A 26,994-nucleotide genomic window follows, 5' to 3' on the forward strand; every position below is an offset into this window, starting at 1 on the left:
TGCTCCTAGATCGAGAGGTGTGCGTGTCCGAAAGGTGGTGCGGGGTCACAGGAATGCCCGATACGACTCGTACTCGGCGTCGGGCTCCCCGGTGGGCCGGAAGTGACTGATGCTGCCCAGTGACAGTTCGCGTTCGCCCTCGGGCACCCAGACCGCCTCGACACGCATACCCATCCGGACCTCGTCGGCCGGGCAATCGAGGATCAGGTGCAGGAACGGGATGTCGGTGCCGTCGAGCAGGACATAGGCGGCGACGTAGGGCGGCTTGATCCGCTGTCCCTGGAACGGGACGTTGACGATGCAGAAGGTGGTGACGATGCCCTTGTCGGACAACTCAACTCGCTCGACAGACGGTGCGCCGTCGGACGGGCTGACCTTGCGCGGCGGGAAGTACACACGGCCGGCGTCGACCCCGGAGCCGATGCGGGTGCCGTAGAGCTTGCCCGCCTTCAGGCCCTGGAGATACCAGGTCTCCTCCTCGGTGGCCGAATGCGTGATGGCGGTGGTGATGGGTGTCGTGATCACCACGTTGCCGTTGTGGGGGAGGTCGTCGTCGGAGGTGTTGGGCGCCGCGACGGCCGGGGTGTCACCCGGTGCGAAGTGGCTGATGTCGTCGATGCGGCCGGTGCGCGCGGCACGCCACACCGCGTGCACGCGCATGCCGGTGCTCAGGTCGTCGGGGGAGTCGACGCGCAGGGCGTGCAGCAGCGCGGTGTCGGCGCCGTCGAGCCGGATCAGCGCCCACGCGAAGGGGGTGTCGAACGGTTGCGGTTCGGCGGGCACCGGATTCCACGTCCACGTCGTCACGGTGCCGACGGCGGCGACGTCGACGAGGTCGGTGGTGGCCTTGCCGGTGGAGGGGTCGAATTCCACCGGCGGGACCGACACGGTGCCGTCGGAGTTCTTCGAGCCGACGATCCGGCCGTCGCGCAACCCGAGCGCGAACTGTGACAGGACCGGCCCGAGCGACCGGGTGTAGCCGAAGGTGTTGGTCAACGGCGCGGTGAGGATGGTCGTCTCCGGTTCGGGAACCGTGGCGACGGGACTCGATGGGCCGTCGTGGGTGTCAGTTGCGATGCTGCTCACACAATCGAGTAGAACACGTTCTAGTATTGGGCACAAGGCGCATGTCATCGCGCTTCTGATCGGTGCCACGAGAGGACGGCGACCATCGTGAAACTGTCGTTACAACTGGGCTATTGGGGAGCGGAACCGATCACGCACGCGCCCGCGCTCATCGCAGCGGCCGAGGAGAACGGGTTCGACTCCGTGTTCACCGCCGAGTCCTGGGGATCGGATGCCTACACGCCACTGGCGTGGTGGGGTGCGTCGACGTCACGGGTTCGGCTCGGTACCGCGGTCGCCCAACTCTCCGCCCGGCCGCCGACCTCCTTGGCGATGGCGGCGCTGACGCTGGATCACCTCTCGGGAGGGCGCCACATCATCGGACTGGGGGTGTCCGGGCCGCAGGTGGTCGAGGGCTGGTACGGGCAGCCGTTCGCAAAGCCGTTGGCGCGCACCAGGGAATACGTGGAGATCGTGCGGTCGGTGCTCGGACGGGAGGCGCCGGTGACCAGCGGCGGTCCGCACTACCCGTTGCCGTATCCCGCCGATGCGCCCGGCGCGACCGGTCTGGGGAAGGCGCTCAAGCCGATCACCCATCCACTGCGCGCCGACATCCCCATCTGGCTCGGCGCGGAGGGGCCGAAGAACGTGGCGCAGACCGCGGAGATCGCCGACGGGTGGCTGGCGATCTTCTACAGCCTGTCACTGGCCGATCAGTACGAGGAATGGCTTGCCGACGGATTCGCCCGGCCCGGTGCACGTCGCACCCGTGAGGACTTCGAGGTGGCGGCGACGGTGCAGATGGCCATCACCGACGACGTCGCGTCGGTCATCGATCGGTACCGGCCGTCGACAGCGCTCTACGTCGGCGGAATGGGCGCCAAGGAGAAGAACTTTCACGCCGAACTGTATCGGCGGATGGGTTACGGCGACGTCGTCGACGAGATCGGGAGGCTGTTCCTGGCGGGGCGCAAGGCCGAGGCGATCGCCGCCGTACCCGACGAGATGGTGCGCGAAACGTTGATCGCCGGGACCGCCGACGAGGTGCGCGACCAGATCAAGCAGTGGGAGGCCGCGGGCGTCGGCATGCTGATGGTGACCGCCCGCGATGTGGCGACCATCGAGCAGGTGGCGGGGTTGGTGTAGGCCCACTCGACGGGATGGGACGCCCACTCGACGGGATAGGGCGCCCACTCGACGGGATACGGCGCCCACTCGACGGGATACGGCGCCCACTCGACGGGATGGGACGCCTCAGCCGATGCCTGCCGTCGCCGGGATCGTCCGCTTCGTCAGCGACAGGTGGAAGTCCTTGGGCACCATGGTGAGTCGCTCGTCGACGGCCAGCTGGTAGCTCGGGTCGGCGGCCAGCTCGTAACGATGCAGGAGCCCGGCCAGAACCAGGACCGCCTCGTGCAGCGCGAACTGGCGACCGATGCACGCCCGCAGTCCCGCTCCGAACGGCTTGTAGCTGTGGGCGGGGCGCTTCTTCACGTTCTCGGCGAGGAAGCGGTCCGGATCGTAGACATCCGGGCGGTCCCACACCTCGGGGTCGCGGTGTACCAGACCGAGCATGATGACGGCCCAGTCCTGCGGTCGCATCCGGTACCGGCCGGCGATCTCGGTGTCGGCGCGGGGGCTGCGGGCGAAGGCGGGCACCGTCGGCCAGATCCGCAACGCCTCGTCGAGGCACCGTCGGATGTAGCGGAATTTGGGGACCTGCTCGAAGGTCGGCATCGCGGTCGGATCGTCGCCGAGGATGTCGTCGGCCTCCGCGCGGGCCCGCGCCAGGCACTCCGGGTTCTGCGAGAGGTAGTACAGGGTGAATGACAGTGCACCGGAGGTGGTTTCGTGCCCGGCGACGAGGAAGGTGAGGATCTGATACCGGATGTTGAGCATCGACAGTTTCTCGCCGGTCTCGGGATGGGCCACGTTGAGCATGATGCCGAGCAGGTCGTCCTGGCGGTGGTCGTCGGCGCGCTCGGCGATCACCTTGTCGAGCAGGGAGTCGATGTAGGCCTGGTGCTCGGCGTTGCGGTGGTCGAGATAGCGGGTCAGGAACCGGCCGCCGGGCGCGGTGCCGAGTCCGCCCTTGCGGCGCCCGGTTTCGAGTGCGCGAATCATCGCCGCCACAAACGGATGCTGCTCCGGCGAGGTGAACGACCCGAAGTCCCGACTGAACGCGGTGCGCGTCAGCGTCTCCATCGTCAGCTTCGTCATGTCCTGGGTGACGTCGGAATCGGTGGTGGCCCCCGAGTCGGTGGTGGCGCCGGCATCCGCGGCGCCGACGGCGCGACGATCCCAGTAGTCGAACAGTTCGCACGCCGTGGCCGTCATCGTGGAGTGATACGACCGCATCGCCGCCTTGGTGAAGGCCGGCATCAGCAACTCGTGGGCGAGTTGCCAATTGGGCTCGTCGTTGAAGGCGGTGAACAGGCCGTCGCCGGCGTACTGGCGCAGGGCGGTGATGGCCGGCGGCAAGGCCTTGCAGAAACGGGTTTCGTCGCATAGCTCCGCGGTCAGTTCCGCCGACGCGACGAACACGAACTTCTGGCGGAAGACCTGCAGTTCGAAGATCGGGCCGAGTCTCGCGCCCCACTGCAGAACGCTGAGGATCGGATTGCGCGGATCGGACGCGCCGAGTTCGCCGATGATCGGCCGCCGCTTGGTGGGGTGCGGGAACCGCTGGCCGGACCAGTCGTTGTTCACGGGACGTCGGAGCATGTCCTAGACCCTGCCGTCGCCCAATGGCAGTGTCAATCTCTCACCGGGGTCGATCTCACCGGCGGCAACGTCACCGGACGGACAGCGCGTCGAGCACCTCGCCGAGCGTGCCGGTGGCGAGGGGGAAGGGCTGGTAGAGGGCCACCTCGTCGGCGATGCCGGCGATGCGGGCATGAACCCGCTCGGCGACCTGCACGGGTGTTCCGCGGGCGACGATCGTATCGAGGAGACCGTCGTCGATCAGTCCGGGCATCTCGTCCCATCGGCCGATCTTGGAGAGCCGATTGAGTTCCGGTTGCAGGTCGCCGTAGCCGTGCAGGTCGAGGACCGGACGGTAGGCGGGGGTGGAGCCGTAGAACGACAGGAGGCGGCGGGCGGCGGTGACGGCGGTGTCGTACTCGTTCTCGTCTCGGCCGGTCGCGACGATGATCTCGGGCATGATCGTGAACTCGGCGGCGGTGCGGCCGGCGTCGGCGAGACCGGCGGCGACCCTGGGGAGGATCGATTCGCGGACGAACCGGTCGCTGGTGAACGGCATGATCAGCAGGCCATCGCAATGCCTGGCGACCGCGCGGGTCAGTTGCGGGCCGAGGGCACCGACCATGATCGGGGGCCTGCAGTGCGGATTGGGCGGCGGGCTGAAGGTGGGCGTCATCAGGCGGTGACGATAGAAGTCGCCGTCGAAGTCGAGGCGCGCGCCGGTCTCCCAGCTGTCGAAGATCGCGTGGAGTGCGGCGACGAACTCGACCATTCGCCCGACCGGACGGTCGAAGTCGGCGCCGAACCGTTTCTCGATCTGTGGCCGGATCTGGGTGCCGAGACCCAGCCGGAATCGTCCGTCGCTCAGCAGTTGCAGATCGTTGGCCTGGTGCGCGACGTGAATGGGGTTGCGGGGGAATGCGATCGCGACATTCGTCATCAGATCGACATCGTCGACCTGGGAGGCGAGTACCAAGGGGGTGAAGACGTCGTGCGGACCCTCGAAGGTGAACACGCCGCTCACGCCCGCGTCGCGCAGTGCGGTGGTCTGCGCGACGGCACCGATCGGTGAGAAGAGCGCGGTCCAGACGCGGATGGCGCAGTCGCCCACGATGCGTCCTATTCGCCGGTGAACACCGGTTTCTGTTTGGTGGCAAAGGATTTGGGCCCGACCTTGGCGTCCTTGCTCTGGAACACCGAGATCCCGATCGGTGCCTCGACCTGGAAGGCATCGAGTTCGTGCATTCCCTCGGTTTCGCGGATGGTGCGCAGAATGGCCTGCACGGCGAGCGGACCGTTGGCGGCGACCGCCTCGGCGAGTTCGAGGGCTTTGTCGAGCGCGGTGCCGTCGGGGACGACGTGGCCGATCAGTCCGTACTCCTTGGCCTCGGCGGCGCTGATGTGGCGCCCGGTGAGGAGGATGTCGCAGGCGACGGTGTAGGGGATCTGCCGGACCAGCCGAACCGCGCTGCCGCCGAGCGGGAAGAGTCCCCAACGGGCCTCGGACACACCGAATTTCGCACTCTCGCCGGCGACCCGGATGTCGGTGCCCTGCAGGATCTCGGTGCCACCGGCGATGGCGGGTCCCTCGACCGCGGCGATCAGCGGTTTGGTCAGCCGTCGTCCCTTGAGGAGGGCGGGCAGCGACGCGGGGTCCCACGACCCGGACTTGACGGTGTCGCCGGGAGCGTTCTTGGACATGGCCTTGAGGTCCATCCCCGCGCAGAAGGCGCCACCCGCGCCGGTCAGGATCGCCACCCGGATCTCGGGATCGGAATCGACCCGATCCCAGGCCTCGGTCATGATCGCCATCATCTCCGACGAGAGGGCGTTGCGGGCCTCGGGCCGGTTCATCGTGACGATGAGGACATGTCCCCGCTGCTCGACGAGGCAGTGGGGGATGTGGTCGGTGGCGGACTCGGGCTGCGACAAAGCGGTCATCTCGACCCCCAGATCGATCGAAGTGGAAGAATCTCTTGCCGGAAACAGTAACACGTTCTAATTTTGTCTCATGGCTTTCACCATCGGCGACCTCATCGAGCATGCGGTCGACCTCATGCCCGACCGCACCGCACTCGAATCCGGCGAGCGCGCCCGTACCTATGCCGAACTCGAGGCGCGCAGTAACGCGCTGGCCCACAAGCTCCAGGAACTCGGCGTCGCGCCGGGCGACGCCGTGGGGCTGTACAGCAGAAACACCATCGAATCCGTCGAGGCGATGGTCGCGATCTTCAAGGCCCGGGCGGTGATGGTCAACGTCAACTACCGCTACGTCGAGGCCGAACTCGATCACATCTTCAGTGACTCCGGGATGAAGGTGCTCATCCATGAGCGGCAGTACTCGCCACGCGTCTGCAACGTGTTATCGAATCGGGCCGACTATGGGGGAGCGGACCTGGCGGTCGAACATCGGATCGTGATCGAGGATGGCAGCGACGTCGACGTCGCTTGCGCCGACGCGGTGGCGCCGGCGATCGCCTACGAGGACGCGATCGCCGAATCGTCGACCGCGCGCGACTTCGGGGACCGCTCCAACGACGATCTGTACATGCTCTACACCGGCGGCACCACCGGGAAGCCGAAGGGCGTGGTGTGGCGGCAGGAGGACGTCTGGCGGGTACTCGGCGGCGGCATCGAGTGGTACACCGGTGAGCCGGTCGCCGACGAATGGGAACACGCCAAGACCGGCGCCGCCGGCGGGCAGTTGGTGCGGTTCCCGATCCCGCCGTTCATCCACGGCGGTTCGCAGTGGGCGGTCTTCCAGGCGCTGTTCGGCGGCGGAAAGGCCGTGGTGTACCCGGACTTCGATGCGCACTCGGTGTGGGAGGCAGTCGGCCGGCATGGTGTGAACGTCATCTTCATCACCGGAGATGCCATGGGGCGCCCCATGATCGAGGCGCTCGAACAGCGTGACCACGACACCTCGACGGTGGTGTCGGTGGCCAGTTCGGCGTGCCTGTTCTCGCCGAGCGTCAAGGAACAGTTCCTCGCCAAGTTCCCGAACGCCGTCATCATCGACGCCATCGGATCGTCGGAGACCGGATTCGGTGGGCTGGGCGTCGTCGCCAAGGGGCAATCGCACGTCGGGGCGCCACGGGTCAACGCCGACAAGCAGACTCACGTCTTGCGCGAGGACGGCACCCGCGTGGAACCGGGCAGCGGCGAGGTCGGTGTGCTGGCGCGCACCGGTCACATCCCGCTGCGCTATCACAACGATCCGGAGAAGTCGGCGAAGACCTTCAAGGAGTTCCATGGGGTTCGCTACTCGATCCCCGGCGACTTCGCGCAGGTCGAGACCGACGGCAGCATCACGATGCTCGGGCGCGGGTCGGTGTCGATCAACACCGGCGGGGAGAAGGTGTTCCCCGAGGAAGTGGAAGCGGCGCTGAAGGCGCATCCCGACGTCTTCGACACCGTCGTCGTCGGCGTGGCCGACCCCCGCTTCGGTCAGCGGGTCGGGGCGGTGATCGCGACACGCGACGATGCCCGACCGTCGGTGACCGAGCTCTCCGACGTCGTCCGAAAAGAGTTGGCCGGCTACAAATCCCCGCGCAGTGTCTGGTTCGTGGATGCGATCAAACGGTCACCGGCGGGTAAACCCGACTACCGGTGGGCGGTCTCGGTTGCCGAGGGCCGACCTGCCGACACCACCATCGAGGATGCCCGCGCGGCGGTTACGGAGACCACGAAATGAAAACCGATCTGGCGACACGCTTCGGCATCGACTATCCGATCTTCGGCTTCACGCCCAGTCAGCATGTGGCGGCGGCGATCAGCCGGGCCGGTGGCCTCGGCGTGCTGGGCTGCGTGCGGTTCAACGATCCCGACGAACTCGACGAGGTCCTCGAGTGGATGCACGAGAACACCGACGGCAAACCGTTTGGCGTCGACGTGGTGATGCCGGCCAAGATCCCCACCGAGGGAAGCCATGTGGATCTCGACGCGATGATCCCGCCGGAACACCGCGCCTTCGTCGAGCGCACCCTCGACGATCTCGGCGTCCCGCCGCTGCCCGACGGTGATCGCGTCAATGCCGGTGTCCTCGGGTGGCTGCACTCGGTGGCCCGCTCGCATGTCGATGTGGCGATGACCCATGCCGACAAGTACGGGCAGATCAAGCTCATCGCGAATGCGCTCGGCTCGCCGCCGGCCGATGTGATCCAGACGTCCCATGACCATGGTGTGCTGGTGGCGGCCCTCGCGGGTGCGAAAGACCATGCGCTGCATCATGTCGACGCGGGTGTCGACATCGTCATCGCCCAGGGTTACGAGGGTGGTGGGCATACCGGCGAGGTCACGTCGATGATCCTGTGGCCCGAACTCGTCGACGCCGTCGGCGACCGCGCCCCGGTCCTCGCCGCCGGTGGAGTGGGAAGTGGCCGACAGATCGCTGCGGCCATCGCCCTTGGTGCACAAGGTGTCTGGATGGGCACCTACTGGCTGACCGCCGCCGAGTACAAACTCGGTATGGCCGAGGGGCAGGAGGGTCCGTCGACGGTGCAGCAGGCGCTGCTGGATGCGACCTCGCGTGACACGGTGCGGCGACGGATCTACTCCGGCAAACCCGCCCGGCTGCTCAAGACCCGTTGGACCGACGCGTGGGATGCCGACAACGCTCCCGACCCGCTGCCCATGCCGCTGCAGAACATCCTGGTTTCCGAAGCGCACGCGCGGATTTCGGCGTCGGACGACCCCGGCGTCGTCGCGATGCCGGCGGGACAGATCGTCGGCCGGCTCAACGCCATCACACCGGTCGCCGAACTCATCGCCGACATGGTCAGCGAGTACGAAGAGGCCGTCGGCCGGATGACGAAGACGTTGGAGGGGTAGGAGAGTAGCCGCGCCCGGTATGCCGAGCCGCCTCGTGCGATCCTGCGAGCCCGTGGTGTGTCACCGGGCCGAGCTCTGTCGACGTCGAGACCACGCAACCTGACGCCGGAAACATATTGCAGCACAATCTCACTCCCGCCGGTCGAGGTGCGAGGAGCCCCTGGGCGACGAGCCTCGAGACCACCCAACACGGGGCTGGAAACCGATCACAGCGCAACACCACCCGACGGCAGGCCAAAGCCAGCGTCTTACCGCGGATAGGTGGTGATGGTCTCCCCGGTGGCCGGGTCTCGCCAGATGACAGCCCGGTCCGACAGCATGGTGGGGATCAACAATCCCATGTGTTTTCGCTGATGGTCCGGGGTGCACAACGGCATCAGGTTGAATTCCACGGTCCAGCCACCGGTGATCGGATCCTGGTGCACGAATTTCACCAGGTGATCGATCTGGCATTCACTGGCCGGTCGGCCGCAATGCGGGTACCGGCAGGTGCCATCCAACTCGATGATCTTCTCCCGCCACCACTCTGGTATCCGATACGTCAACGCACCTGATGGCGGGAGCAGATGTCCGCCGTGTCCGGTGGGGTCGATCGGTGGCGCGGGGAACGGATCGTCGAGGCGACGCCACGCCGCGGGTATCCGGTCCAGTGAGGTGGCGGTGTTGATGGTGGGGATGTCGAGGGTGGGAAACTCGCTGACGGTGACCAGCTGTCCCGAAGTGATCAGCGATCGGGCGTGGGAGTTGTCAATCACGCCGAAGTACTCCAGCCGGGCTTCCCGTTGCCCGGACGGGTCGGTGATCAACGACAGCGACAACTGCGAATCGGTGTCGGTGTCGGTGTCGGGTTGCGACTCTTCGGTATCCGTTGCTGCACAGTCAGTGTCGTCGCCGGTGATTGTCTCGGCATCGGCGGTCACGTCGGCGTCCGCATCGACATCGCCAGACAGATCAGGCGCGTCGTCGTCGACATCGATGTCGAGGTCGGTCAGACCACTGGGCTCTTCCGGCAAGGGGATCGCCCGCGAGCAGTCGCCCCGACCGCATTCACACGACAGGTGTGCCCCGGGCAGTCCTTGGATTTCGGCGAATGCCGCGACCTGCACCTGACCCTGACGACGCGGATCACGCGGGCAGATCCGTTCGCTGATCATCTTCGCGATCCGCGCCGCCAGATGGGCACCCATCTCACCTGGTGCGTAGACGGAGATGCTGCAGTGCCCGTTGGTGTCTCGGCGCACGCGAACGTTCTGATCGCGTGCGGCGGCTTCCTCGCGACGGTCGGCGGCGCCGTCGGGATCCAGGGCGATCACCATTTCGACGACCTGATCCCGCAGGGTCTTATCGGCCTGGTTACGTTCGGCGAGTTGCAGTGCACGGGTTTCGGCGAACGCGCGGGCATCGTCGTCGGACAGGACGGCGATCTCGTTGGCGATGATGCGGATACGTTCCAGGGAGTGGTCACCGTCGAGGAATGCGGCGGTCACCGTCGGGAGTGTCGACAGCAGGAAGCTCAACGTCATCCACGCCGTCGCTTGCGGCACCGACACACCCAGGGTGGTGGATACCTTGCCGGTGGCGGCCTTGTCGACGGCGCCGGTGGTGTGCACATTGGTCTGATGGCCTGAGAGCAGCATCTCGTCGTATACGGCGTGTCCGATCCGCGCCGCCGACAGCACTTTCCGAGCGATCACTTGCCGTTCCTGGCGTTGCAGCGAGCGGGCGAGTGCGGTGGCCGCCTCGACAGGGAGGTGATCGATCATGGCCGCGTCGGCGGCGGTCATCGACAGTTCCGGTGCCTTGCTGCTGCCAATGGTGTTGGTGGCCATAATGTTCACCTCCTCTGATCGGTCGGATCAACTGAACTGAGTCAAGTGTAGCGAGGGGGTACGACAACTATGTTGGCGCGGAATCGGTTGGGGGTGAGCGCTGTCAATGTCGGCAGAGCTGTGTTCGGTTGGCGGTGACCCGGTTTCGTCGTCGGGTTGCGGAGGTCTCGACTCGGTCCTCCGCTATCGCTCCGGACCGGCTCGACCAACGGAAGGGGCGGGTCGGCCACCGGAAGGGTGGCTCGACCAGCGGGGTTGCGGATGCACTCGACCGGCGGGGGTCGGGTGGTCTCGACCTCGACAAGCTGGCCCGGCGGATACGCGGGGCACTCGACCGGCGGGGGTTGGGTGCACTCGATCCGCGGGGTGGGAAGGTTGCGCTACTCGATCGGTGGGATGTAGTGGCCGTTCGTGCGGATCCAGGTGGGTGGTGTGCTGGTCTGCCGTAGATGGCGTTTCACGGTCTTGAAGGTCGCGGTCTCGGGGAGTGATTCGACGATCCGAACCCGGTGCGGCCATTGCTTCGGTCCCAGATCCCGCTGGGCGGAGAGGAAGTCGACGAAGTCGGTGGCGGTGAGGTGGTCCGAGCAGACCAGGACGGCCTCGATCTCGTCGCCGATCTCGACCGGTACTCCGAAGACCGCGGCCTGGCGGATCAGTGGGTTTCGCAGCAGGATTCGTTCGATCGGGCCGGTGCCGAGGTTCTCGCCATCCACGCGCATCCAGTCACCCAAGCGGCCCGCGAAGTGGATGAAACCCGCGTCGTCGACCCAGCCGAGGTCGCCCGTGTGATAGATGCCGCCACGCATCCGCTCGGCCGTGGCCTCCGGGTCGTTGTAGTAGCCACTGAACAGTCCTGGGCCGGAACTGTTCACCAACTCGCCGACCTGGCCGGCCGCGACAGGTTCACCGGTGTCCGGGTCGACGATCTGCGTCGGAGAAGTCAACGGTCCCAGCGCGTCCGGCGGTGTATCCGGAGTGCGGGTGATCGCCACACCGCCCTCCGTCGACCCGAATCCGTCCACGACGCGGCAACCGAAGCGCCGCGCGAAACGGTCCCGGTCGGCTGCCGAGGCCTCGTTCCCATAGACGATCCGCAACCGGGTCGACGCGTCGTCGTCCTGTTCCTCGGTCGCCAGGATGTAGTGCAGCGGCTTGCCGACGTAATTGGCGTAGGTGACCCCGTACTGCTTCACATCCTCGACGAATCCGCGTGCAGAGAACCTGCGCCGCAGCGCGATCGACGCCCCACCGGCCAACGCCACCGACCACCCCGCGATCATCGCATTCGAGTGGAACATCGGCATCGACAGGTAGACGACGTCGTCGGCGCCGATCGAGAAGCGCTCGGCCAGCATCACACCCGCAGCGGCAAAGGTGCGCTGTGTGCATCGCACAGCCTTCGGTTCGCCGGTGGTTCCGGACGTGAAGATCAGCATCAGCAACTCGTCCGGGAGGACTTCCCGAATACCCACGCTGTCGGCCGCAGGAGACTCGCCGCCGAACACCTCGGCAACGTCGAGAACCGCCATCCCCATGTCCACGCCATCGACCAGACCGGCTGTCTCGGAGTCGACGAGAACGAACTGACAGTCGGCGCGCGCCGCGTCGGCGGCCAGCGCCTCACCCCGGCGAGTGGTGTTGAGTCCGACCATCACCAATCCGTCGATCGCCGCGGCGGCGACAAGAACGGCGAATTCGATGGTGTTGGAGAGTAATACGCCGACGTGGGGTGGCCGCTCAGAGTCGAGACGCTCACGCAACCGGCCCGCGCACAGGCGCGCGTCCGACACATACCGGGAAAACGGTGTGAAGCCGTTCTCGTGATGAATCCCGCGATCGTCGACGTCGGCGAGTGCGGTGAGCAACGACGAGATCGTCGCGGTGGACGCCGTCAGCTGCCCTGCTCCGGTCATGCCGGCGCCGATGCCAACCCCGCGCCGATGGACTCGAGGACCACCGGCGCCGAACCCATCGTGAACTCGTTCTGCTTGGCGCGCAGAAAGTATCGGTGCGCCGGATGCGTGGTGTCGAGGCCGACGCCGCCGTGCACGTGGACGGCGGTATGGGCCACGCGGTGCCCGGCGTCGCACGCCCAGAACTTGGCGGTCGCGATGGCCATCCCGACGTCGTCACCGTCGTCGAGGTCGTCGGCGCGGGCGAACAGCCACGCCGCCTGGGTGGTGGTCAATGACAAGCCCTGCGCGTCGATGTATCCGTCGGCCAGACGCTGCGCCACCGCCTGGAAGGACCCGATGGCGCGACCGAACTGCTCTCTCTCGACGGCGTACGAGGCGGTCAATTCCATTGCACGAGAGACCGTTCCGGATTGATCGGCACACACCGCCAAGGTCATGCGGTCGGCCACCTCGGCGACGGTGTCGCCACCACCGGCGAGGACATGATCGTCGTCGATCACAACCGAGTCGAAGTCGACGATGAATGTCGGGGTCTTGCCGGTCACCGGGGTGTCGGTGATGCCGACCCCGGGAGCGGTACTCGCCACGGCGACCACCCGCACCCCGTCGTCGGAGACCGCGTTCACCAGAATGGCCGCGGACTCGGCGGCGTAGGGCACGTTGACCTTGGTGCCCGACAGCACCCACCGGGAGTCGTTCCGTGACAGCGTGGCCTGTGGCGCACGGACATCGGCACCGAGTTCCTCCTCGAACGCCACCGTCAGGATCTTCTTGCCGGTCGCGGCGGCGGCCAGCAGCGACTCGCGTAGCGTCGACGATCCGGTCTTCGCGAGTACCGGTAGCGCTGCCACCGCATGCGTCCCGAACGGGACACGCGCCAGTGCACGTCCCAATTGCTCTGCCACCGTGACGGATTCGACGATGCTCAACCCGTCGCCGACATCGACGGCGTCGGCCGACAATTCGAGTGCCAACAGTCCGGCGGCGCCGAGTTCCCGCCACAGCACGTCGTCCATACGACCCGCGGCCTCCAACTCGGCGACCCGCTCGTCGGTGCTGACCTTGGAGGCGATGTCACGGGCCAACCCCGCAATGTCGAGGGTGGCCTCATCCAGCGTGAAATCCATTGTCCTGCTCTCGAAGTAGGGGTTGTCTCAGCGTCGCTGATGCGGTAGCCCGAGCGCGGCCATCGCGATGATGTCGCGCTGCACCTCATTGGTGCCGCCGCCGAACGTGAGGATCAGCGAGGTGCGCTGGAATCGCTCGACCCGGCCGAGTAGCCGGGCATGGGAACTGTCCGCGCGGATGGTGGCGGCCGGACCGATCACCTCCATGAGCAAACGGTATGCCTCGGTGGCGAATTCGGTGCCGAAGACCTTGGTCGCCGAGGCATCCGCGGGGCTCGGTGCGCCCCCGGAACTGGCCGCGGACGCGATCTTCCAGTTGATCAACTTCAGGAACTCGACCTTCGCGTGCACCCGTGCGAGGTTCTGCCGCACCCAGTCGGTGTCGATCACCCGGCTGCCGTCGCCGGTCTTGGTCTGCTGCGCCCATGCCACGGTCTCGCGCAACGCGGTCTGAATCGGTGCGGCACTACAGAGGGCGACGCGTTCGTTGTTGAGCTGATTGGTCACCAGCGACCAGCCGCGTCCCTCGTCGCCGACCCGCGCGGTGACCGGCACCCGCACGTCGGAATAGTAGGTGGCGCTCGTGTCGACGCCGGACATGGTGTGCACCGGAGTCCAACTGAAACCCTCCGCGTCCGCGGGGACGATGAGCACCGAGATCCCGTGATGCCGCTTGAGTCCGCGGGCGCGACCCTCCTCGGTGAGCACGTCCGGATCGGTGCGGCACGCCAGCCAGATGTAATCGGCATAGGCGACCAGCGAGGTCCACATCTTCTGACCGTTGACCACGTAGTCGTCACCGTCGCGGACTGCGGTGGTGCGCAGCCCCGCCAGATCGGTGCCCGCGCCGGGTTCGGAGTAACCGATCGAGAAGTGCAGGTCGCCCGCGGCGATCTTCGGCAGGAAGAACGACTTCTGCTCATCGGTGCCGTAATGCATGATCGTCGGCGCCACCGAGTTGATAGTCAGGAACGGCACCGGCGCACCCGCGATCGCGGCCTCGTCGGTGAAGATCAGCTGATCCATCATCGAGCGGTTCTGGCCGCCGAACTCCTCCGGCCATCCCAGTGCCAGCCAGCCGTCGGTGCCCATCTGACGTACGACGTCACGGTAGGCATCACCCTCGCCGAGTTCGCCGTCACCGCCGGACAACGCGGCCCGACGTTCCTCGGTCATCAGGCCGGCGAAGTAGGCGCGCAGTTCGCGTCTTAGGTCTGCCTGTGCGTCGGTGTAGGCGATGCGCATGGAATGCTCCTTCATCGGTGGCGCCGATAGTCGGCGAATGCAACGGCACTCGCCAATATCTGAAACACGTTCTAACCTGTTTGACGAAGCCCGTCAACCAGCGGGCGCATGCAAAAGGAGTGTCAGGCGATGAAGATCAAGGCCGATTTCGACCTCTGCGAGTCCAACGCCATCTGCGTGGGGATGGCACCCGACATATTCGACCTCGATGATGACGATTACCTGGTCATTCTCTCCGACGAGGTCCCCGAGGGCAGGGAAGAGGAGCTCCGTCAGGTGGTGGCGAGCTGCCCCAAATCCGCGCTCTCAATCGAGGAGTGAGTTTCTGACGAAACCGCCCCGGAGGTACGGCCGCACCGACTAACCTGTTAGAACAGGTTCTAGTTTCTGTTCGCCGGTGTGTGTCAAGGGGAGGTCTCGCGTGACTGGATCGTTGGAGGGCAAGGTTGCCGTCGTTACCGGCGCAGGAGCCGGATTGGGCCGGGCCGAGGCCCTGGGACTGGCGGCACAGGGAGCGACCGTCGTCGTGAACGACCTCGCCTCGGCACTCGACGCCAGCGACGTCATCGACACGATCACCGCATCGGGCGGCACCGCGATCCCGGTGGCCGGCGACATCTCCGACTCGGCGACCGCCGCCGAGATCATGCGCACCGCCACCGAAGAGCACGGCGGCCTGCACGTGGTGATGAGCAACGCCGGAGTCGTCCGCGACAAGATGCTGTTCAACATGAGCGACGACGACTGGGATCTCGTCATCCGCGTGCACCTGCGCGGGCATTTCCTGCTCAACCGCAACGCGGCCGCCTACTGGCGCGCCGAATCCAAGGCCGCCGGCGCGCCCGTGTACGGCCGCCTCATCAACACCGCGTCGGAGGCCGGGCTCCTCGGCCCCGAGGGCCAGGCCAACTACGGTGCCGCGAAGGCCGGCATCACCGCGCTGACGCTGTCTGCGTCGCGCGCGCTCGGACGCTACGGCGTCCGCGCCAACGCGATCTGTCCGCGCGCCCGGACCGCGATGACGGCGGCGGTGTTCGGGGAGGCGCCCACCGACGGTATCGATCCACTCGACCCCGAGCACGTCGTCCGGCTTGTGCAATTCCTTGCCGGAGCGGATTCCGATTCGGTCACCGGCCAGGTCTTCGTCGTGTACGGTCCTCGGGTCATGGTGATGGCCGCACCGAGCGTGGACCATGTGTTCGTCGCAGACGGGGATGCCTGGGACGCCCACGATCTCGCGAAGACCCTGGGGTCCTACTTCGCCGACCGCGACCCGCGCCGAACCTTCTCGGCGAGCGGACTGATGGGGTGAGAGAATCCAGTGGGTCGATCGTCCCACTGGCGCGGTCTTCAATGGTAGCTTTTGTGTGCTGTACGAGTCGTGAGGAGTGCTGTGCTGAACAAGCTGGCCGGACCCCTCGACGGAGTGGGTGACTTCGTCGCACTCGGCGTCGACTCGACGCGCGAGTTGTTCCGCCGCCCGTTCCAGTGGCGTGAAACGGTCGAGCAATCCTGGGCCATCGCACGCGTGTCGATGGTGCCCACTGTTCTCGTCGCCATCCCCTTCACCGTGCTCGTCAGCTTCACCCTCAACATCCTGCTGCGTGAGATCGGTGCGCAGGACCTCTCGGGTGCCGGAGCCGCACTCGGCACCATCACCCAGATCGGTCCGATCGTCACCGTGCTGATCGTCGCCGGCGCCGGCGCCACCGCCATCTGTGCCGACCTGGGGGCCCGCACGATCCGCGAGGAGATCGACGCGATGAAGGTGCTCGGCATCAATCCGACGCACCGACTCGTCGTCCCCCGGATCATCGCGTCCACCGGGGTGGCACTGCTGCTCAACAGCCTGGTCTGCACCATCGGCATCGGCGGCGGATTCGTCTTCTCGGTCTATCTGCAGGACGTCAACCCGGGTGCGTTCATCGCGAATCTGACCCTGCTCACCGGGTTCGGCGAGTTGATGATCTCGATGGTCAAGGCCGCCCTGTTCGGACTGTTCGCCGGTATGGTCGGCTGCTATCAGGGCCTCAACGTCAAGGGCGGCGCCAAGGGTGTCGGCGACGCCGTCAACGAGACCGTCGTCTACTCCTTCATGGCGCTGTTCGTGGTGAACGTGGTGGTCACCGCGGTCGGTCTCAAGGCGACGGCGGGCTGAATCGATGGTCCTTCCGTTCACCACCCGGCTGCGCACCGCGCGCGTCGCGGTCAAACGCGCCGGTGAGGACTGGAACCAGATCGGCGATCAGGCGCTGTTCTACTGGGACAGCATCGTCTCCATACCGCGCGCGGTCCGCCTCTACAAGAAGGAAACCCTGCGGCTGATCGCCGAGATCTCCATGGGCACAGGCGCTTTGGCGATGATCGGCGGCACCGTCGTGGTCGTCGGGTTCCTCACCCTGTTCACCGGCGGAACCATCGCGGTGCAGGGCTACAGTTCGCTGGCCAACATCGGTGTCGAAGCGCTCACCGGCTTCTTCTCCGCCTTCATCAACGTCCGCATCGCGGTCCCGGTGATCTCCGGTATCGCACTCGCCGCGACGATCGGTGCCGGGGCGACAGCACAATTGGGTGCGATGCGGGTCAGCGAGGAGATCGACGCGCTGGAGACGATGGCCATCGCCTCGATCCCGTTCCTGGTGAGCACCCGCATCGTCGCCGGGATGATCGCGATCATCCCGCTGTACTCGCTGGCCTCCCTGGCGTCATTTCTGGCCAGCCGGTTCGCCACCGTCGTCCTCTACGGGCAGTCCCCGGGCGTCTACGACCACTACTTCGACACCTTCCTGATCCCCTCGGACATCCTCTGGTCGTTCGTGCAGGCCATCTGCATGGCCATCGCGGTCATGCTCATCCACACCTATTACGGCTACAACGCCACCGGTGGTCCGGTCGGCGTGGGCGTCGCGGTCGGCAACGCGGTCCGTGCGTCGCTGGTCGTCGTCGTCATCATCACCCTGCTCACCTCGCTGGCCATCTACGGCTCCGACGGCAAGTTCAATCTGGCGGGCTGAGCGATGGCGAAACGACAACAACGCAGCAACACCACGCGCAAGATCGCGGCGGTCATCATGGTCGGCGCCCTCATCGCGATCATCGCAGCGGCATCGGGATCCTTCCTGGGCTGGTTCGCCTCCACCGAAACCGTCACCCTGCAGGCACCACGCGCCGGGCTGGTGATGAGCCCCGATGCCAAGGTGCGCCTACGTGGAGTGCAGGTCGGCAGCGTGAAATCGATTACCGAACAGGGCGATCAGGCGGTGCTCGTCCTCGATATCAACTCCGATCAGATGTCGCAGATCCCCGGCAACGTGACCGCGGCCATCAAGTCGAACACGGTGTTCGGCGCCAAGTCGGTCTACTTCGAGGTGCCGCAGTCGGGGGCGGAAGGCCGGCTGCAACCCGGCCAGGTTCTCGACGCCGATCACGTCGTCGTCGAACTCAACACCGTCTACGAGCAACTCGTCACGGTGCTCGCCGATCTGCAACCGGAGAAGCTCAATGCCACCGTCGGTGCGGTCAACACCGCGCTCACCGGGCGCGGTGAGGCGATCGGCAACGCGCTGGCGCAGTTGTCGGATCTGCTGGGCAAGACCAATCCGCATCTGCCTGAGCTGAATGAGCTGATCCGGCAGACCGCGACCGTCACGAACGTCTACGGCGACGTGATGGGTGATCTGATGCGCACCGTCGACAACGCGGTGTACACCGGAAACACGTTGCGCGCCAACGCTTCCAACTTCGATTCGCTGTTGATCAACGTCACCGGGATGGCCGACACCATCAACGACGACGTGCTGGTGCCGTCGAAGAACGACCTGATGGCGACGCTGACGCAGTTCTCCCCGGTATCCCAACTGCTGGGGTATCAGTCACCGGGCATCTCCTGCTTCCTGCGGACCGCTGCGACCGCCGCGGACATGGCCAAACCGTTGATGGGCGGCAACAACGGCATGCTTCAGCTGTACGCGGGTCTGCTGCCCGGCAAGGAGCCCTACACCTACCCCGAAAGCCTGCCGGAGGTCGGAGCGGCCGCACCACCCACGTGCGCAGGCGGATTGAGCGATCCCAACACCACCGTGCACACCGACTTCTACGTCACCGACAACGCGCCGGTCCCGTATCAGCCGCGGACGACACCAAAGGTCAACCGGCAGAAGCTGTTCAACCTGCTGTTCGGGGAGCCGGCACTTGGATAACCGCGCCCGCGCCTTCCGCGCGACCCTCATCAAACTCGGTGCGTTCGCCATCGTGATGGTCCTGGTCTTCATCGGGCTGGTCGTCGTCTTCAGCAACTACCGACCCGGCAGCTCGGATGACTACAAGGCCCTGTTCACCAGCGCCTCGCAGATCAAACCCGGCAGCAAGGTCAAGATCGCCGGCGTGGAGGTGGGCACCGTCGATGACGTGTCACTGACCCCCGACAACGAGGCGCAGGTGAGCTTCAGCGTCGACGACAAGTACACCGTCCCGACGTCGGTGCGGGCACTGATCCGATATCAGAACCTCACCGGGGATCGGTACCTGGAACTGCAGCAGGGACCCGGCGATCCCGACGACCGATTGTCTTCCGGCGTCACCATTCCCGTCTCGCAGACCGAGCCCGCCCTCGATCTGGACAAACTGCTCGGCGGGTTCAAACCACTGTTCCGGACGCTGGACGCCAACGAGGTCAACGACCTGTCGACCTCGCTCGTCGCGGTCTTCCAGGGGCAGGGCCCGGCGCTGAACAAACTCCTCGCCGACACCGCGTCGTTCACCAATCAGCTCGGTGACCGCGACGAACTGATCGGCAGCGTCATCGACAACCTCAACGACGTGCTCGGCACCCTCGACGGGGATCGGCGCGGACTCGACACCAGCCTCGATCAGCTGCAGATGCTGATCACCGGGCTGTCGGCGCAACGTGGCACCATCGGCAACGCGATCACCCAGACCGCGCAGGTCACCGATTCGCTGACCGACGTCTTGGCGGCGACCCGCCCCGGACTACATCAGACGCTGACCAGCATCGGCACCGCGTCGGGCACGCTGTTGCAGGCCGAGCCGTACCTGCGGTCGCTGCTGCCCCGGTTGCCCACCGACTACAAGATGCTTGCCGACCTCGGCAGCTACGGTGCCTGGCTGCAGATCTATTTCTGCCGGATCCGGTTGTTGCTCAGCGGACCCGACGGCAAGCAGTACTTCTTCACCTCCAACGACGTCATGGGCGACACCACCAAGGCCGGGGGGAGGTGTGCGACGCAATCATGAGTGGATCATTCGGAAACCTCTTCCGCAGCAACCGCTCCGAGTCGGACTCGGCGGATGTGGCACGCGAGAACAAGCGTGGTGGGCGCACCCGCCGGCAGATCGGCGTCATCGGCGTCGTGGTCACCGCGATGGTGGTCGTCGTCGCGCTGCAGATGGACAAGCTGCCGCTCATCTCCCCGATCAGCACCTACACCGCCTACTTCGACGACGCCGGCGGTCTGGTGACCGGTGACGTGGTGATCGTCGCCGGCGTGACCGTCGGCACCGTGGAGGGCATCGAACTGGCCGATACCGACGACGGCACCAAGGCGGCGGTGAGCTTCCGGATGAACGACACCGTGTCGATGGGCACCGACACGCAGGCGGCGATCAAGACCGAGACCGTCCTCGGGCGTCGCAACCTGACCGTGATCCCGCACGGGCCGGGACGGATCGCACCGGGCGGCGAGATCGCCTACCGCAACACGGTCGCCCCATACTCGCTGACCGACGCGCTCGACGACGCGACGTCCACGCTTGCCGAGACCGACACCACCAAGCTCAACAAGGCCCTCGACACCCTGTCGGTGACCTTCTCGGCCACCCCCGATCAGGTGCAGGGCGCCGTCGACGGCGTCGCGAAACTGTCCAAGGCCGTCGCCGACCGCGACAACGCCCTGCGCGCCCTGTTGGCCAAGGCCAACGGGGTCAGCGAGATCCTCGGCGCCCGCAACCAGCAGATCAACCAGCTGCTCGTCGACGCCAACCTGCTGCTCGGCGAACTGCAGTTCCGGCGTGCGGCCATCGCCCAGCTCATCACCGGGACACGCGATGTGGCCGCTCAGATCAGTGGGTTCATCAACGACAACAATGCCGAACTCGCCCCGGCGCTCGACAAGTTCAACTCGGTCCTCGATATCCTCAACGACAACGAGGAGAACCTGAAGAACACGGTGGATCGCCTGGGGCCCTTCGCCAACGCGCTCGGCGAATCGGTCGCCAACGGCCCCAACTTCGATTCTCTCGTCGGCGTCAGCACCTTCGGCGACTACACGGCGACCTTCATGAAGGTGCTCCAGCAGAAGTATCCGGAAGTCGCTCAGGCGTTTGCCTATTCGGGATTCCCGTTGCTGCCCAACGCGTGGAGTCAGGCGCCGGGTGCCGGCTCTCGCCCCGCCCCGGCGCCGGCGCCGAGCCCGACGATTCCCACGCCCCCGCCGGCGACCCCGAATACAACGCCAAGGTCAGGTGGTTGAGATGACCAGACGATTCGGGATGGGGAAGCGGTTCTGGCAGGTCGCCGCGCTCGTGGTGCTGCTCGCACTGCTCGCGACGGCCGCCTACATCGGCTTTCACCGCGCCACCACCAAACGGTTCACCGCCTACTTCGCCACCACCACCGGACTGTACGAGGGCGATCCGGTGAAGGTGATCGGCGTCAACGTCGGACGCGTCACCGCCATCACGCCGCGCACCGGGGATGTGAAGGTGGACATGGAGATCGACCGGGACGTCGACGTGCCCGCCGACGTCAAGGCGGTGGTGGTCGCCCAGAGCCTGGTGTCCGGTCGCTTCGTCCAACTCTCACCGGTGTACTCCGGTGGTCCGCAACTGTCCGACGGCGCCGACATCACCATGGATCACACCGCCGTCCCGATGGAATGGGATCAGGTCAAGGCGCAACTGCAGCGCCTCACCGAGGCCGTCGGGCCGCAGGGTGCCGACCCGGGTACCGCCGCCCGCGCCATCGACGTTGCCGGCCAGAACCTCGAGGGCAACGGGGAATCCATCAACACCTCCATCACCGAACTGTCGGATGTGATGGGCACCTTGGCTTCCGGCCGCGACGACTTGTTCGCCACCATCCGGAATCTGCAGAAGCTGACCGATGCGTTGTCCACCAGCCACGAACAGTTGGTGCAGTTCAACGGTCGCATCGCCTCGGTGACCGACGTCCTCGCCGACAACACCGAATCCCTCGACGGCGCACTGCACAACCTCGATTCGGCGATGACCGACGTGCAGAAGTTCATCGACACCAACCAGTCCGCCATCAACGGCGCCGTGTCGAAACTGGCTCAGACGGCCGGGATTCTGGCCGAGAAGGACGAGCAGATGCGGGGGCTGCTGCATTCGTCGCCCAATCAGCTCGCCAACTTCTACAACATCTACAACCCGCTGACCGGATCGTTGTCGGGCGTCTTCGGACTCGGTATGGGCAACAACCTGATCACCCTGCTGTGCGGCACCATGGAGGCCAACAACCGGCCCGGACAGAGTCAGGTCGACATCGACAAATGCGTCGACACCCTCGCCCCGATCCTGCAGTCGATCGTGGTGGCCTATCCGCCGTTCATGGCCAACCCGGTCAACGGCATCAACGCCACCCCGGACCAGATCACCTATCAGAACACGAGCGTACAGGCGCGTGCGCAACAAGGGATCCGAGACCAGGATGCGGCCACGCGGAAGGCCAACGGCGGTGGGCCGCTTGCCGATCTGCTGGTCCCGTGGGGAGGTGAGGGGTGATGGGTCGCAGGACGTCGCGGATTTCTTCGCGTCGCGGGCGTGGTCTGCGGGCCGCGGTACTCGTCGCCACCTCCGCCGCGCTGGCCTCGGCCTGCGGCTTCGACGGCGTCAACAGCCTGCCGGTGCCCGGCGCGGAGGGCGCCGGAGAACACTCGTATCAGATCAGCGCGGTGATCCCCAGCGCCGCCGGACTGGTGAACAACGCGCCGGTCCTCGTCAACGACGCCACGGTCGGCAGTATCGGTGACATCTCGGTGGAGCCCAACTGGAGTGCGAAGGTCGACATCCGGCTCAACCCCGGTGTCAAGGTGCCAAACGGCTCGTACGTGATGGTCGGGATGACCAGCGTGCTCGGCTCCACCCACCTCGAGATCGTCGAACCCGAACAGGCCCAGAACGGCTACCTGCAGGCCGGCGACCAGATCCCGCTGCCGAAATGTCCGACGCCGACCAACATCGCGCAGCCGACCGACGACGCCGTCGCCGATGTGAACTCCGCACAACAGATCCCGGGCTGCAACTACCCGACCACCGAACAGGTGCTCAGCGCGCTGTCGGTGGTGCTCAACGGTGGTGGTCTCTCGCAATTCGGCGACATCGTGCACGAGATGAGTCAGATCTTCGACGGCCGCGACGCCCAGATCCGGGCGCTGATCCCGCGGCTGACGGTGCTCGTCGGCGACCTGAATCGGCAGACCGGCAACATCATCCGGGCCACCGAGGGCCTCGACCGCCTCACCGCCACGATCAATGAGCAGACGCCGACCGTGGAGAAGGCGTTGCGTGACGGACCGGAAATTCTGAAACTGCTCAACGATGAACGAGCGCAGTTCATCTCGGCGTTGGCGTCGGTCGGCAAGCTCTCGTCGACCACCAACGACGTCCTCGACGCCAACTCCGAGGACATCAAGACGATCGTCGCCAACATGGCCAAGGCGTTCCAGGGTCTCGCCGACGCTGGACCGGGGCTACCCGGTTCGCTGCGCCTGCTGCTGACCTTCCCGTTCCTCGAGGAGATGATCCCGACCATCGTCAAGGGTGACTACGTCAACTCCGACCTCGTGCTCGACCTCACGGTCCCCAAGCTGCAGCGCAGCATCCTGCGTTCGGTGGGAGTCGTCGGGCCGTCGGCGGTCGCCGGGCAACCGGCCGGTGCCGCCGGCCGCGGCCTCAACCCGTTCACCTCGCCCCTGCAATCCGGTGATGAGACACCCTCGCCGACAAGCACTCCGGCGCCCGCGCCATCCACCCCGGCAGGTGGTCGCTGATGAAGATCACCCGCTTCGTGCGCATCCAGCTGATCGTCTTCGCCATCATCACCGTGATCGCGATGGTCGCGATGGCGATCTATTACGTCCGGGTACCCGCGATGTTCGGCGTCGGGCGATACACGGTCACCCTGAACATGCTCAACACCGGCGGGCTCTACCAGAACGCCAACGTGAGCTTCCGCGGCGTCAACGTCGGCAAGGTCGAATCGGTCAGCCTCACCGAGGACGGCGTCACCGCACAACTGTCCATCGACAGTTCGGCCGACATCCCGACGAACTCGGAAGTCACCGTGCGCAGCGTGTCCGCGGTCGGCGAGCAGTATGTGGAATTCACTCCGCCGAGCGGGGATTCGAGTACCGACTTCCTCACCGACGGTGCGACGGTGTCGGCCAAGGACCAACCGGTGGAGATCTCGGCCGTCCTCGATCAGGCCACCGCGTTGCTCAACAAGGTCGGTGACACCAACCTGCGCTCACTGATCGACGAGGCGTTCACCGCATTCAACGGGACCGCAGAAGATCTACGGCGACTGATGGATTCGATGATCCTGCTCGTCGACGACGCCGACAAGAACGCCGACGTCACCATCGACCTGGTGCGTCAGGCCGGACCGCTGATGGCCACCCAGTCGGCGACCGCCGCGCAGATCCGGGCGTGGACCGCCAACGCGGTGAAGGTGACCGATCAACTGCGCGCGAACAATCCGGAGATCACCGACCTGCTGCAGAAGGGCCCGGCAACCGCGGCGTCGGCGCAGGAGTTCTTCGCGTCGATGGATCAGTCGTTGCCGCTGCTGCTGGCCAATCTCAACGTGGTGTCGAAGACGACCGCGGTGTATCTGCCCAATCTGCAACAGGTCCTGGTGATCTATCCGCGGCTGATCAATGCCCTGCTCACCGCACTGAACGCGGGCGATCCACGGTACGGTCCGAGCGTCGAGTTCTCGCTCGGCTTCCAGGACCCGCCGCCGTGCACGATCGGCTATCTGCCGCCGTCGGAATGGCGTTCACCGGCGGTCCAGACCGCTCGTGACCTGCCGCCCGGCATGCTGTGCCGGGTGCCGCAGAACTCGCAGATCGCCGTCCGCGGTGCGCGCAACTTCCCGTGCGTGGAGTTCCCCGGACGGCGGGCCCCCACTCCGGAGGAATGCGTGACCGGATACAAGCCGCTGAGCAACCGGGTGGTGCCGTTCCCGAACGGCATTCCCGGACTGTTGCCCCGTCCCGCCGGGTACGTGACACCCGGGACGCCATCCGACCAGCAGGACGGAACCGCCGTGTACGGCACCACGTACGATCCGGAGTCAGGAGATTTCATCGGCCCCGACGGACGTACCTACAACGCCGGAACCGGGGCGCAGGCCACCGGTACACAGGGCAGCGGCGGGACGCAGGACAACGGGACGCAGGACAGCGGGACACAGGGCAGCGAGCAGGGACAGGGCACGTCATGGCAGAGTCTGATCACCGGGGCGGTGACCGACCGGTGACGTCGACGACGAAGGACACCGCACCCGAGGGTGCGGCACCGGACGAGGCCGCACAGGTCGCGCCGGTGCCCGTCCGGTCTGCGCCGGTCAAGTCTGCACCGGTCAGATCTGCACCGCTGCGACGCCGCAAGTCCGGCAAGAAGGCCGCCTCCGCCGCCGCGACGCCGGCCGCCGAGTCCGACGCGGATGTCGCTGCAGACGAGCCCACCGGGGGCGATTCCACCGACGTCGAGGCCACCGCACCCGAGACGGCCACCGTCGATCTGACCAAGCGCGCATCATCGGCGGACACCACCACCGATCCCGATGACCTGTCGGCCGGGCTGAGCTACCGGGAGCGTCGTCGTCGACGCACCGCCGCCCAGCCCACCGAACCCGCACCCGTCGCCAAGGTGTCGGCCCTGCGTCGGCGTTCGGACCGCTCGGTGGTCTACCTGGTCGCGATGTCGTTGTCGGTGCTGGTCATCGTCGGCGCTCTGGTCGCCTCCGCCGTCTTCACGATCGCCTACGGACGTATCCAGCATCAGCGCGACCTGCGGGCGGAGTACTCGAGTTTCGCCCAGCAGATGACCGTCACCATGACCAGCCTCAATCCCGGCAACGTGGACGCGGCGATGAAGACGATGACCGACCGGACCAGCGGGGCGGCGCAGCAGCGGCTCAAGGAATCGATGGCGCAGGCGGTCTCGCTCATCCGGGACCAGAACCTGGACGTGAAGTCGACGGTGATCAGCGACGCCGTCACCAAGGCCACCGACGACGAGGGCACCGTCATCCTGGTGTACGGCTGGCAGATGAAGCCGGAGAATCCGCAGGAGGAGACCATCGTCCAGACCTTCCGGTGGAAGATCGACATCACCCGCATCAACGGTGAGCTGAAGATGACCAGCTTCGAGTGGGTGACCTGATGCGCCTTCGGGTTTCGCAGGTCGTCGCCGGCGTCGTCGCGCTGCTCGTCGTCGCATCCGCGGCATTGGCGGTCGCGCTGGGCTACCGCTACCTCGACGCGCGCTGGACCGAGGGGTCACGCGACGAGTCGCTGGATGCCGCAAAGTCGTACGCCACAACGATGTTCGGCTACGATCCGGGGAATGTCGCCGACCACGTGGCGCGGTCCCAGTCGGTGGTCACCGGGTCGGCGAAGTCCCAGTACGACAAGCTGATCGCCAATCCCATTCCCGGACAGGACATCAACTTCGTCGACGGGGTGAAGCAGCAGCAGGTGGTGTCACAGGCGGTGATCCAGGACGCCGGCGTCGTCACCAACACCCGCGACACCTCGACGGTGCTGATCTTCATGAATCAGTCGGTCAGTCGTGGCGGCAAGGACCTCATCCGCGTCGATCCGAGCCGTCTCACCTTCAGCATGGTCCGCACCGACGGCCGCTGGCTGATCGACAACATCGACATCATCACCGACGACTCCTTCCGCAGCCGGATCTCGCAGGTGTCGACGCCGCCGTCGGGTGCGGTGCCGCTCCCCGCGCCGAGTGAGTCGGGCGAGCCGTCGGGTGCCCCGGCGTCGGTCCCGGCGGCCCCCGAATCCGCTGTTCCGGAGGCGTCGACGGTGCCGACGCCCTGACGCGGTTGTCGCTGGTCGGCGCGGTGGTTCCATACTCACGCGCGCTGTGCAATGACCGCGCGAGCACAGCGGTGCCGCGCCGACGAGAAGCGCCCGCGTCGGCGTGGTGAGGTTGGGCGGTCACGGCTTCGGGTGGCGAGCCGGACGGGCGCAGGCTAGTCTGTTCCCCACG

23 protein-coding genes are annotated in these 26,994 nt (G+C 66.3%); 15 read left to right on the forward strand and 8 right to left on the reverse strand.

Going from position 1 to position 26,994, the window contains the following annotated elements; translation table 11 throughout:
- Nucleotides 1–45 precede the first annotated feature (45 nt).
- A complete protein-coding gene (locus ABLE92_RS20265; RefSeq protein WP_348806595.1) occupies nucleotides 46–1,086 on the reverse strand; it encodes a Zn-ribbon domain-containing OB-fold protein in 1,041 nt (346 codons plus the stop codon).
- Between the two features lie 87 nt (nucleotides 1,087–1,173).
- Here ABLE92_RS20265 and ABLE92_RS20270 point away from each other — a divergent pair, with 87 nt between their 5' ends.
- Nucleotides 1,174–2,211 carry an LLM class F420-dependent oxidoreductase gene (locus tag ABLE92_RS20270; protein WP_348806596.1) on the forward strand — a complete coding sequence of 346 codons (1,038 nt, stop codon included), beginning with the start codon at nucleotides 1,174–1,176 and terminating at the stop codon, nucleotides 2,209–2,211.
- Nucleotides 2,212–2,319: 108 nt separating this feature from the next.
- Here ABLE92_RS20270 and ABLE92_RS20275 read toward each other — a convergent pair whose 3' ends face one another.
- The 3 genes from ABLE92_RS20275 to ABLE92_RS20285 all read right to left on the reverse strand — a co-directional run bounded on the left by ABLE92_RS20275 (nucleotide 2,320) and on the right by ABLE92_RS20285 (nucleotide 5,709).
- Nucleotides 2,320–3,789: a cytochrome P450 gene (locus tag ABLE92_RS20275; RefSeq protein WP_348806597.1), complete on the reverse strand. Its 1,470-nt coding sequence runs from the start codon at nucleotides 3,787–3,789 to the stop codon at nucleotides 2,320–2,322.
- 70 nt (nucleotides 3,790–3,859) lie between these two features.
- Complete coding sequence (locus ABLE92_RS20280) at nucleotides 3,860–4,864, reverse strand: TIGR03617 family F420-dependent LLM class oxidoreductase (RefSeq protein ID WP_348806644.1); 1,005 nt, start codon at nucleotides 4,862–4,864, stop codon at nucleotides 3,860–3,862.
- A 23-nt stretch (nucleotides 4,865–4,887) separates the two neighbouring features.
- Nucleotides 4,888–5,709 (reverse strand): crotonase/enoyl-CoA hydratase family protein, encoded by an 822-nt coding sequence (locus ABLE92_RS20285; RefSeq protein ID WP_348806598.1) that lies wholly within the window; start codon nucleotides 5,707–5,709, stop codon nucleotides 4,888–4,890.
- Nucleotides 5,710–5,779: 70 nt separating this feature from the next.
- On the opposite strand from ABLE92_RS20285, the gene ABLE92_RS20290 reads away from it, so the two are divergent.
- Together ABLE92_RS20290 and ABLE92_RS20295 are read left to right on the forward strand one after the other, a co-directional pair.
- Nucleotides 5,780–7,462 (forward strand): acyl-CoA synthetase, encoded by a 1,683-nt coding sequence (locus ABLE92_RS20290; RefSeq protein ID WP_348806599.1) that lies wholly within the window; start codon nucleotides 5,780–5,782, stop codon nucleotides 7,460–7,462.
- Nucleotides 7,459–8,598: an NAD(P)H-dependent flavin oxidoreductase gene (locus ABLE92_RS20295; RefSeq protein ID WP_348806600.1), complete on the forward strand. Its 1,140-nt coding sequence runs from the start codon at nucleotides 7,459–7,461 to the stop codon at nucleotides 8,596–8,598. Before ABLE92_RS20290 ends, ABLE92_RS20295 begins: the two co-directional genes overlap by 4 nt.
- Nucleotides 8,599–8,846: 248 nt before the next feature.
- Here ABLE92_RS20295 and ABLE92_RS20300 read toward each other — a convergent pair whose 3' ends face one another.
- The 4 genes from ABLE92_RS20300 to ABLE92_RS20315 form a co-directional block, all read right to left on the reverse strand.
- Nucleotides 8,847–10,427: an HNH endonuclease signature motif containing protein gene (locus tag ABLE92_RS20300; protein WP_348806601.1), complete on the reverse strand. Its 1,581-nt coding sequence runs from the start codon at nucleotides 10,425–10,427 to the stop codon at nucleotides 8,847–8,849.
- Between the two features lie 380 nt (nucleotides 10,428–10,807).
- Complete coding sequence (locus ABLE92_RS20305; protein WP_348806602.1) at nucleotides 10,808–12,343, reverse strand: AMP-binding protein; 1,536 nt, start codon at nucleotides 12,341–12,343, stop codon at nucleotides 10,808–10,810.
- Nucleotides 12,340–13,473 carry an acyl-CoA dehydrogenase family protein gene (locus tag ABLE92_RS20310; RefSeq protein ID WP_348806603.1) on the reverse strand — a complete coding sequence of 378 codons (1,134 nt, stop codon included), beginning with the start codon at nucleotides 13,471–13,473 and terminating at the stop codon, nucleotides 12,340–12,342. The genes ABLE92_RS20305 and ABLE92_RS20310 overlap by 4 nt, the downstream gene beginning before the upstream one ends.
- A 27-nt stretch (nucleotides 13,474–13,500) precedes the next feature.
- Nucleotides 13,501–14,718, reverse strand: coding sequence for an acyl-CoA dehydrogenase family protein (locus ABLE92_RS20315; RefSeq protein ID WP_348806604.1), 1,218 nt, complete (start codon nucleotides 14,716–14,718; stop codon nucleotides 13,501–13,503).
- Nucleotides 14,719–14,847: 129 nt separating this feature from the next.
- Between ABLE92_RS20315 and ABLE92_RS20320 the strand changes: the two genes are divergently transcribed.
- The 12 genes from ABLE92_RS20320 (at nucleotide 14,848) to ABLE92_RS20375 (ending at nucleotide 26,822) form a co-directional block, all read left to right on the forward strand.
- Complete coding sequence (locus ABLE92_RS20320; protein WP_348806605.1) at nucleotides 14,848–15,039, forward strand: ferredoxin; 192 nt, start codon at nucleotides 14,848–14,850, stop codon at nucleotides 15,037–15,039.
- Between the two features lie 100 nt (nucleotides 15,040–15,139).
- On the forward strand, nucleotides 15,140–16,030 hold the full coding sequence (locus ABLE92_RS20325; protein ID WP_348806606.1) for a 3-oxoacyl-ACP reductase: 891 nt from the start codon (nucleotides 15,140–15,142) through the stop codon (nucleotides 16,028–16,030).
- A gap of 81 nt (nucleotides 16,031–16,111) precedes the next feature.
- Nucleotides 16,112–16,876, forward strand: coding sequence for an MlaE family ABC transporter permease (locus ABLE92_RS20330; protein ID WP_348806607.1), 765 nt, complete (start codon nucleotides 16,112–16,114; stop codon nucleotides 16,874–16,876).
- Between the two features lie 4 nt (nucleotides 16,877–16,880).
- On the forward strand, nucleotides 16,881–17,732 hold the full coding sequence (locus ABLE92_RS20335) for an MlaE family ABC transporter permease (protein ID WP_348806608.1): 852 nt from the start codon (nucleotides 16,881–16,883) through the stop codon (nucleotides 17,730–17,732).
- A 3-nt stretch (nucleotides 17,733–17,735) separates the two neighbouring features.
- Entirely contained in the window at nucleotides 17,736–18,917 is a 1,182-nt protein-coding gene (locus ABLE92_RS20340; RefSeq protein WP_348806609.1) for an MCE family protein, read from the forward strand.
- Entirely contained in the window at nucleotides 18,910–19,971 is a 1,062-nt protein-coding gene (locus tag ABLE92_RS20345) for an MCE family protein (protein ID WP_348806610.1), read from the forward strand. Before ABLE92_RS20340 ends, ABLE92_RS20345 begins: the two co-directional genes overlap by 8 nt.
- The gene (locus ABLE92_RS20350) at nucleotides 19,968–21,206 is read left to right on the forward strand and encodes an MCE family protein (RefSeq protein ID WP_348806611.1); all 1,239 of its coding nucleotides are present in this window, start codon (nucleotides 19,968–19,970) and stop codon (nucleotides 21,204–21,206) included. The genes ABLE92_RS20345 and ABLE92_RS20350 overlap by 4 nt, the downstream gene beginning before the upstream one ends.
- Nucleotide 21,207: 1 nt before the next feature.
- Entirely contained in the window at nucleotides 21,208–22,479 is a 1,272-nt protein-coding gene (locus ABLE92_RS20355) for an MCE family protein (RefSeq protein ID WP_348806612.1), read from the forward strand.
- Entirely contained in the window at nucleotides 22,479–23,747 is a 1,269-nt protein-coding gene (locus tag ABLE92_RS20360; protein WP_348806613.1) for an MlaD family protein, read from the forward strand. The genes ABLE92_RS20355 and ABLE92_RS20360 overlap by 1 nt, the downstream gene beginning before the upstream one ends.
- Nucleotides 23,747–25,240 (forward strand): MCE family protein, encoded by a 1,494-nt coding sequence (locus ABLE92_RS20365; protein ID WP_348806614.1) that lies wholly within the window; start codon nucleotides 23,747–23,749, stop codon nucleotides 25,238–25,240. The genes ABLE92_RS20360 and ABLE92_RS20365 overlap by 1 nt, the downstream gene beginning before the upstream one ends.
- Nucleotides 25,201–26,148 carry an Rv1363c family protein gene (locus ABLE92_RS20370; protein WP_348806615.1) on the forward strand — a complete coding sequence of 316 codons (948 nt, stop codon included), beginning with the start codon at nucleotides 25,201–25,203 and terminating at the stop codon, nucleotides 26,146–26,148. The genes ABLE92_RS20365 and ABLE92_RS20370 overlap by 40 nt, the downstream gene beginning before the upstream one ends.
- Nucleotides 26,148–26,822, forward strand: coding sequence for a hypothetical protein (locus ABLE92_RS20375; RefSeq protein ID WP_348806616.1), 675 nt, complete (start codon nucleotides 26,148–26,150; stop codon nucleotides 26,820–26,822). Before ABLE92_RS20370 ends, ABLE92_RS20375 begins: the two co-directional genes overlap by 1 nt.
- Nucleotides 26,823–26,994 lie beyond the last annotated feature (172 nt).

It is taken from the genome of Gordonia oleivorans, assembly GCF_040044975.1.
GTDB lineage: Bacteria > Actinomycetota > Actinomycetes > Mycobacteriales > Mycobacteriaceae > Gordonia > Gordonia oleivorans.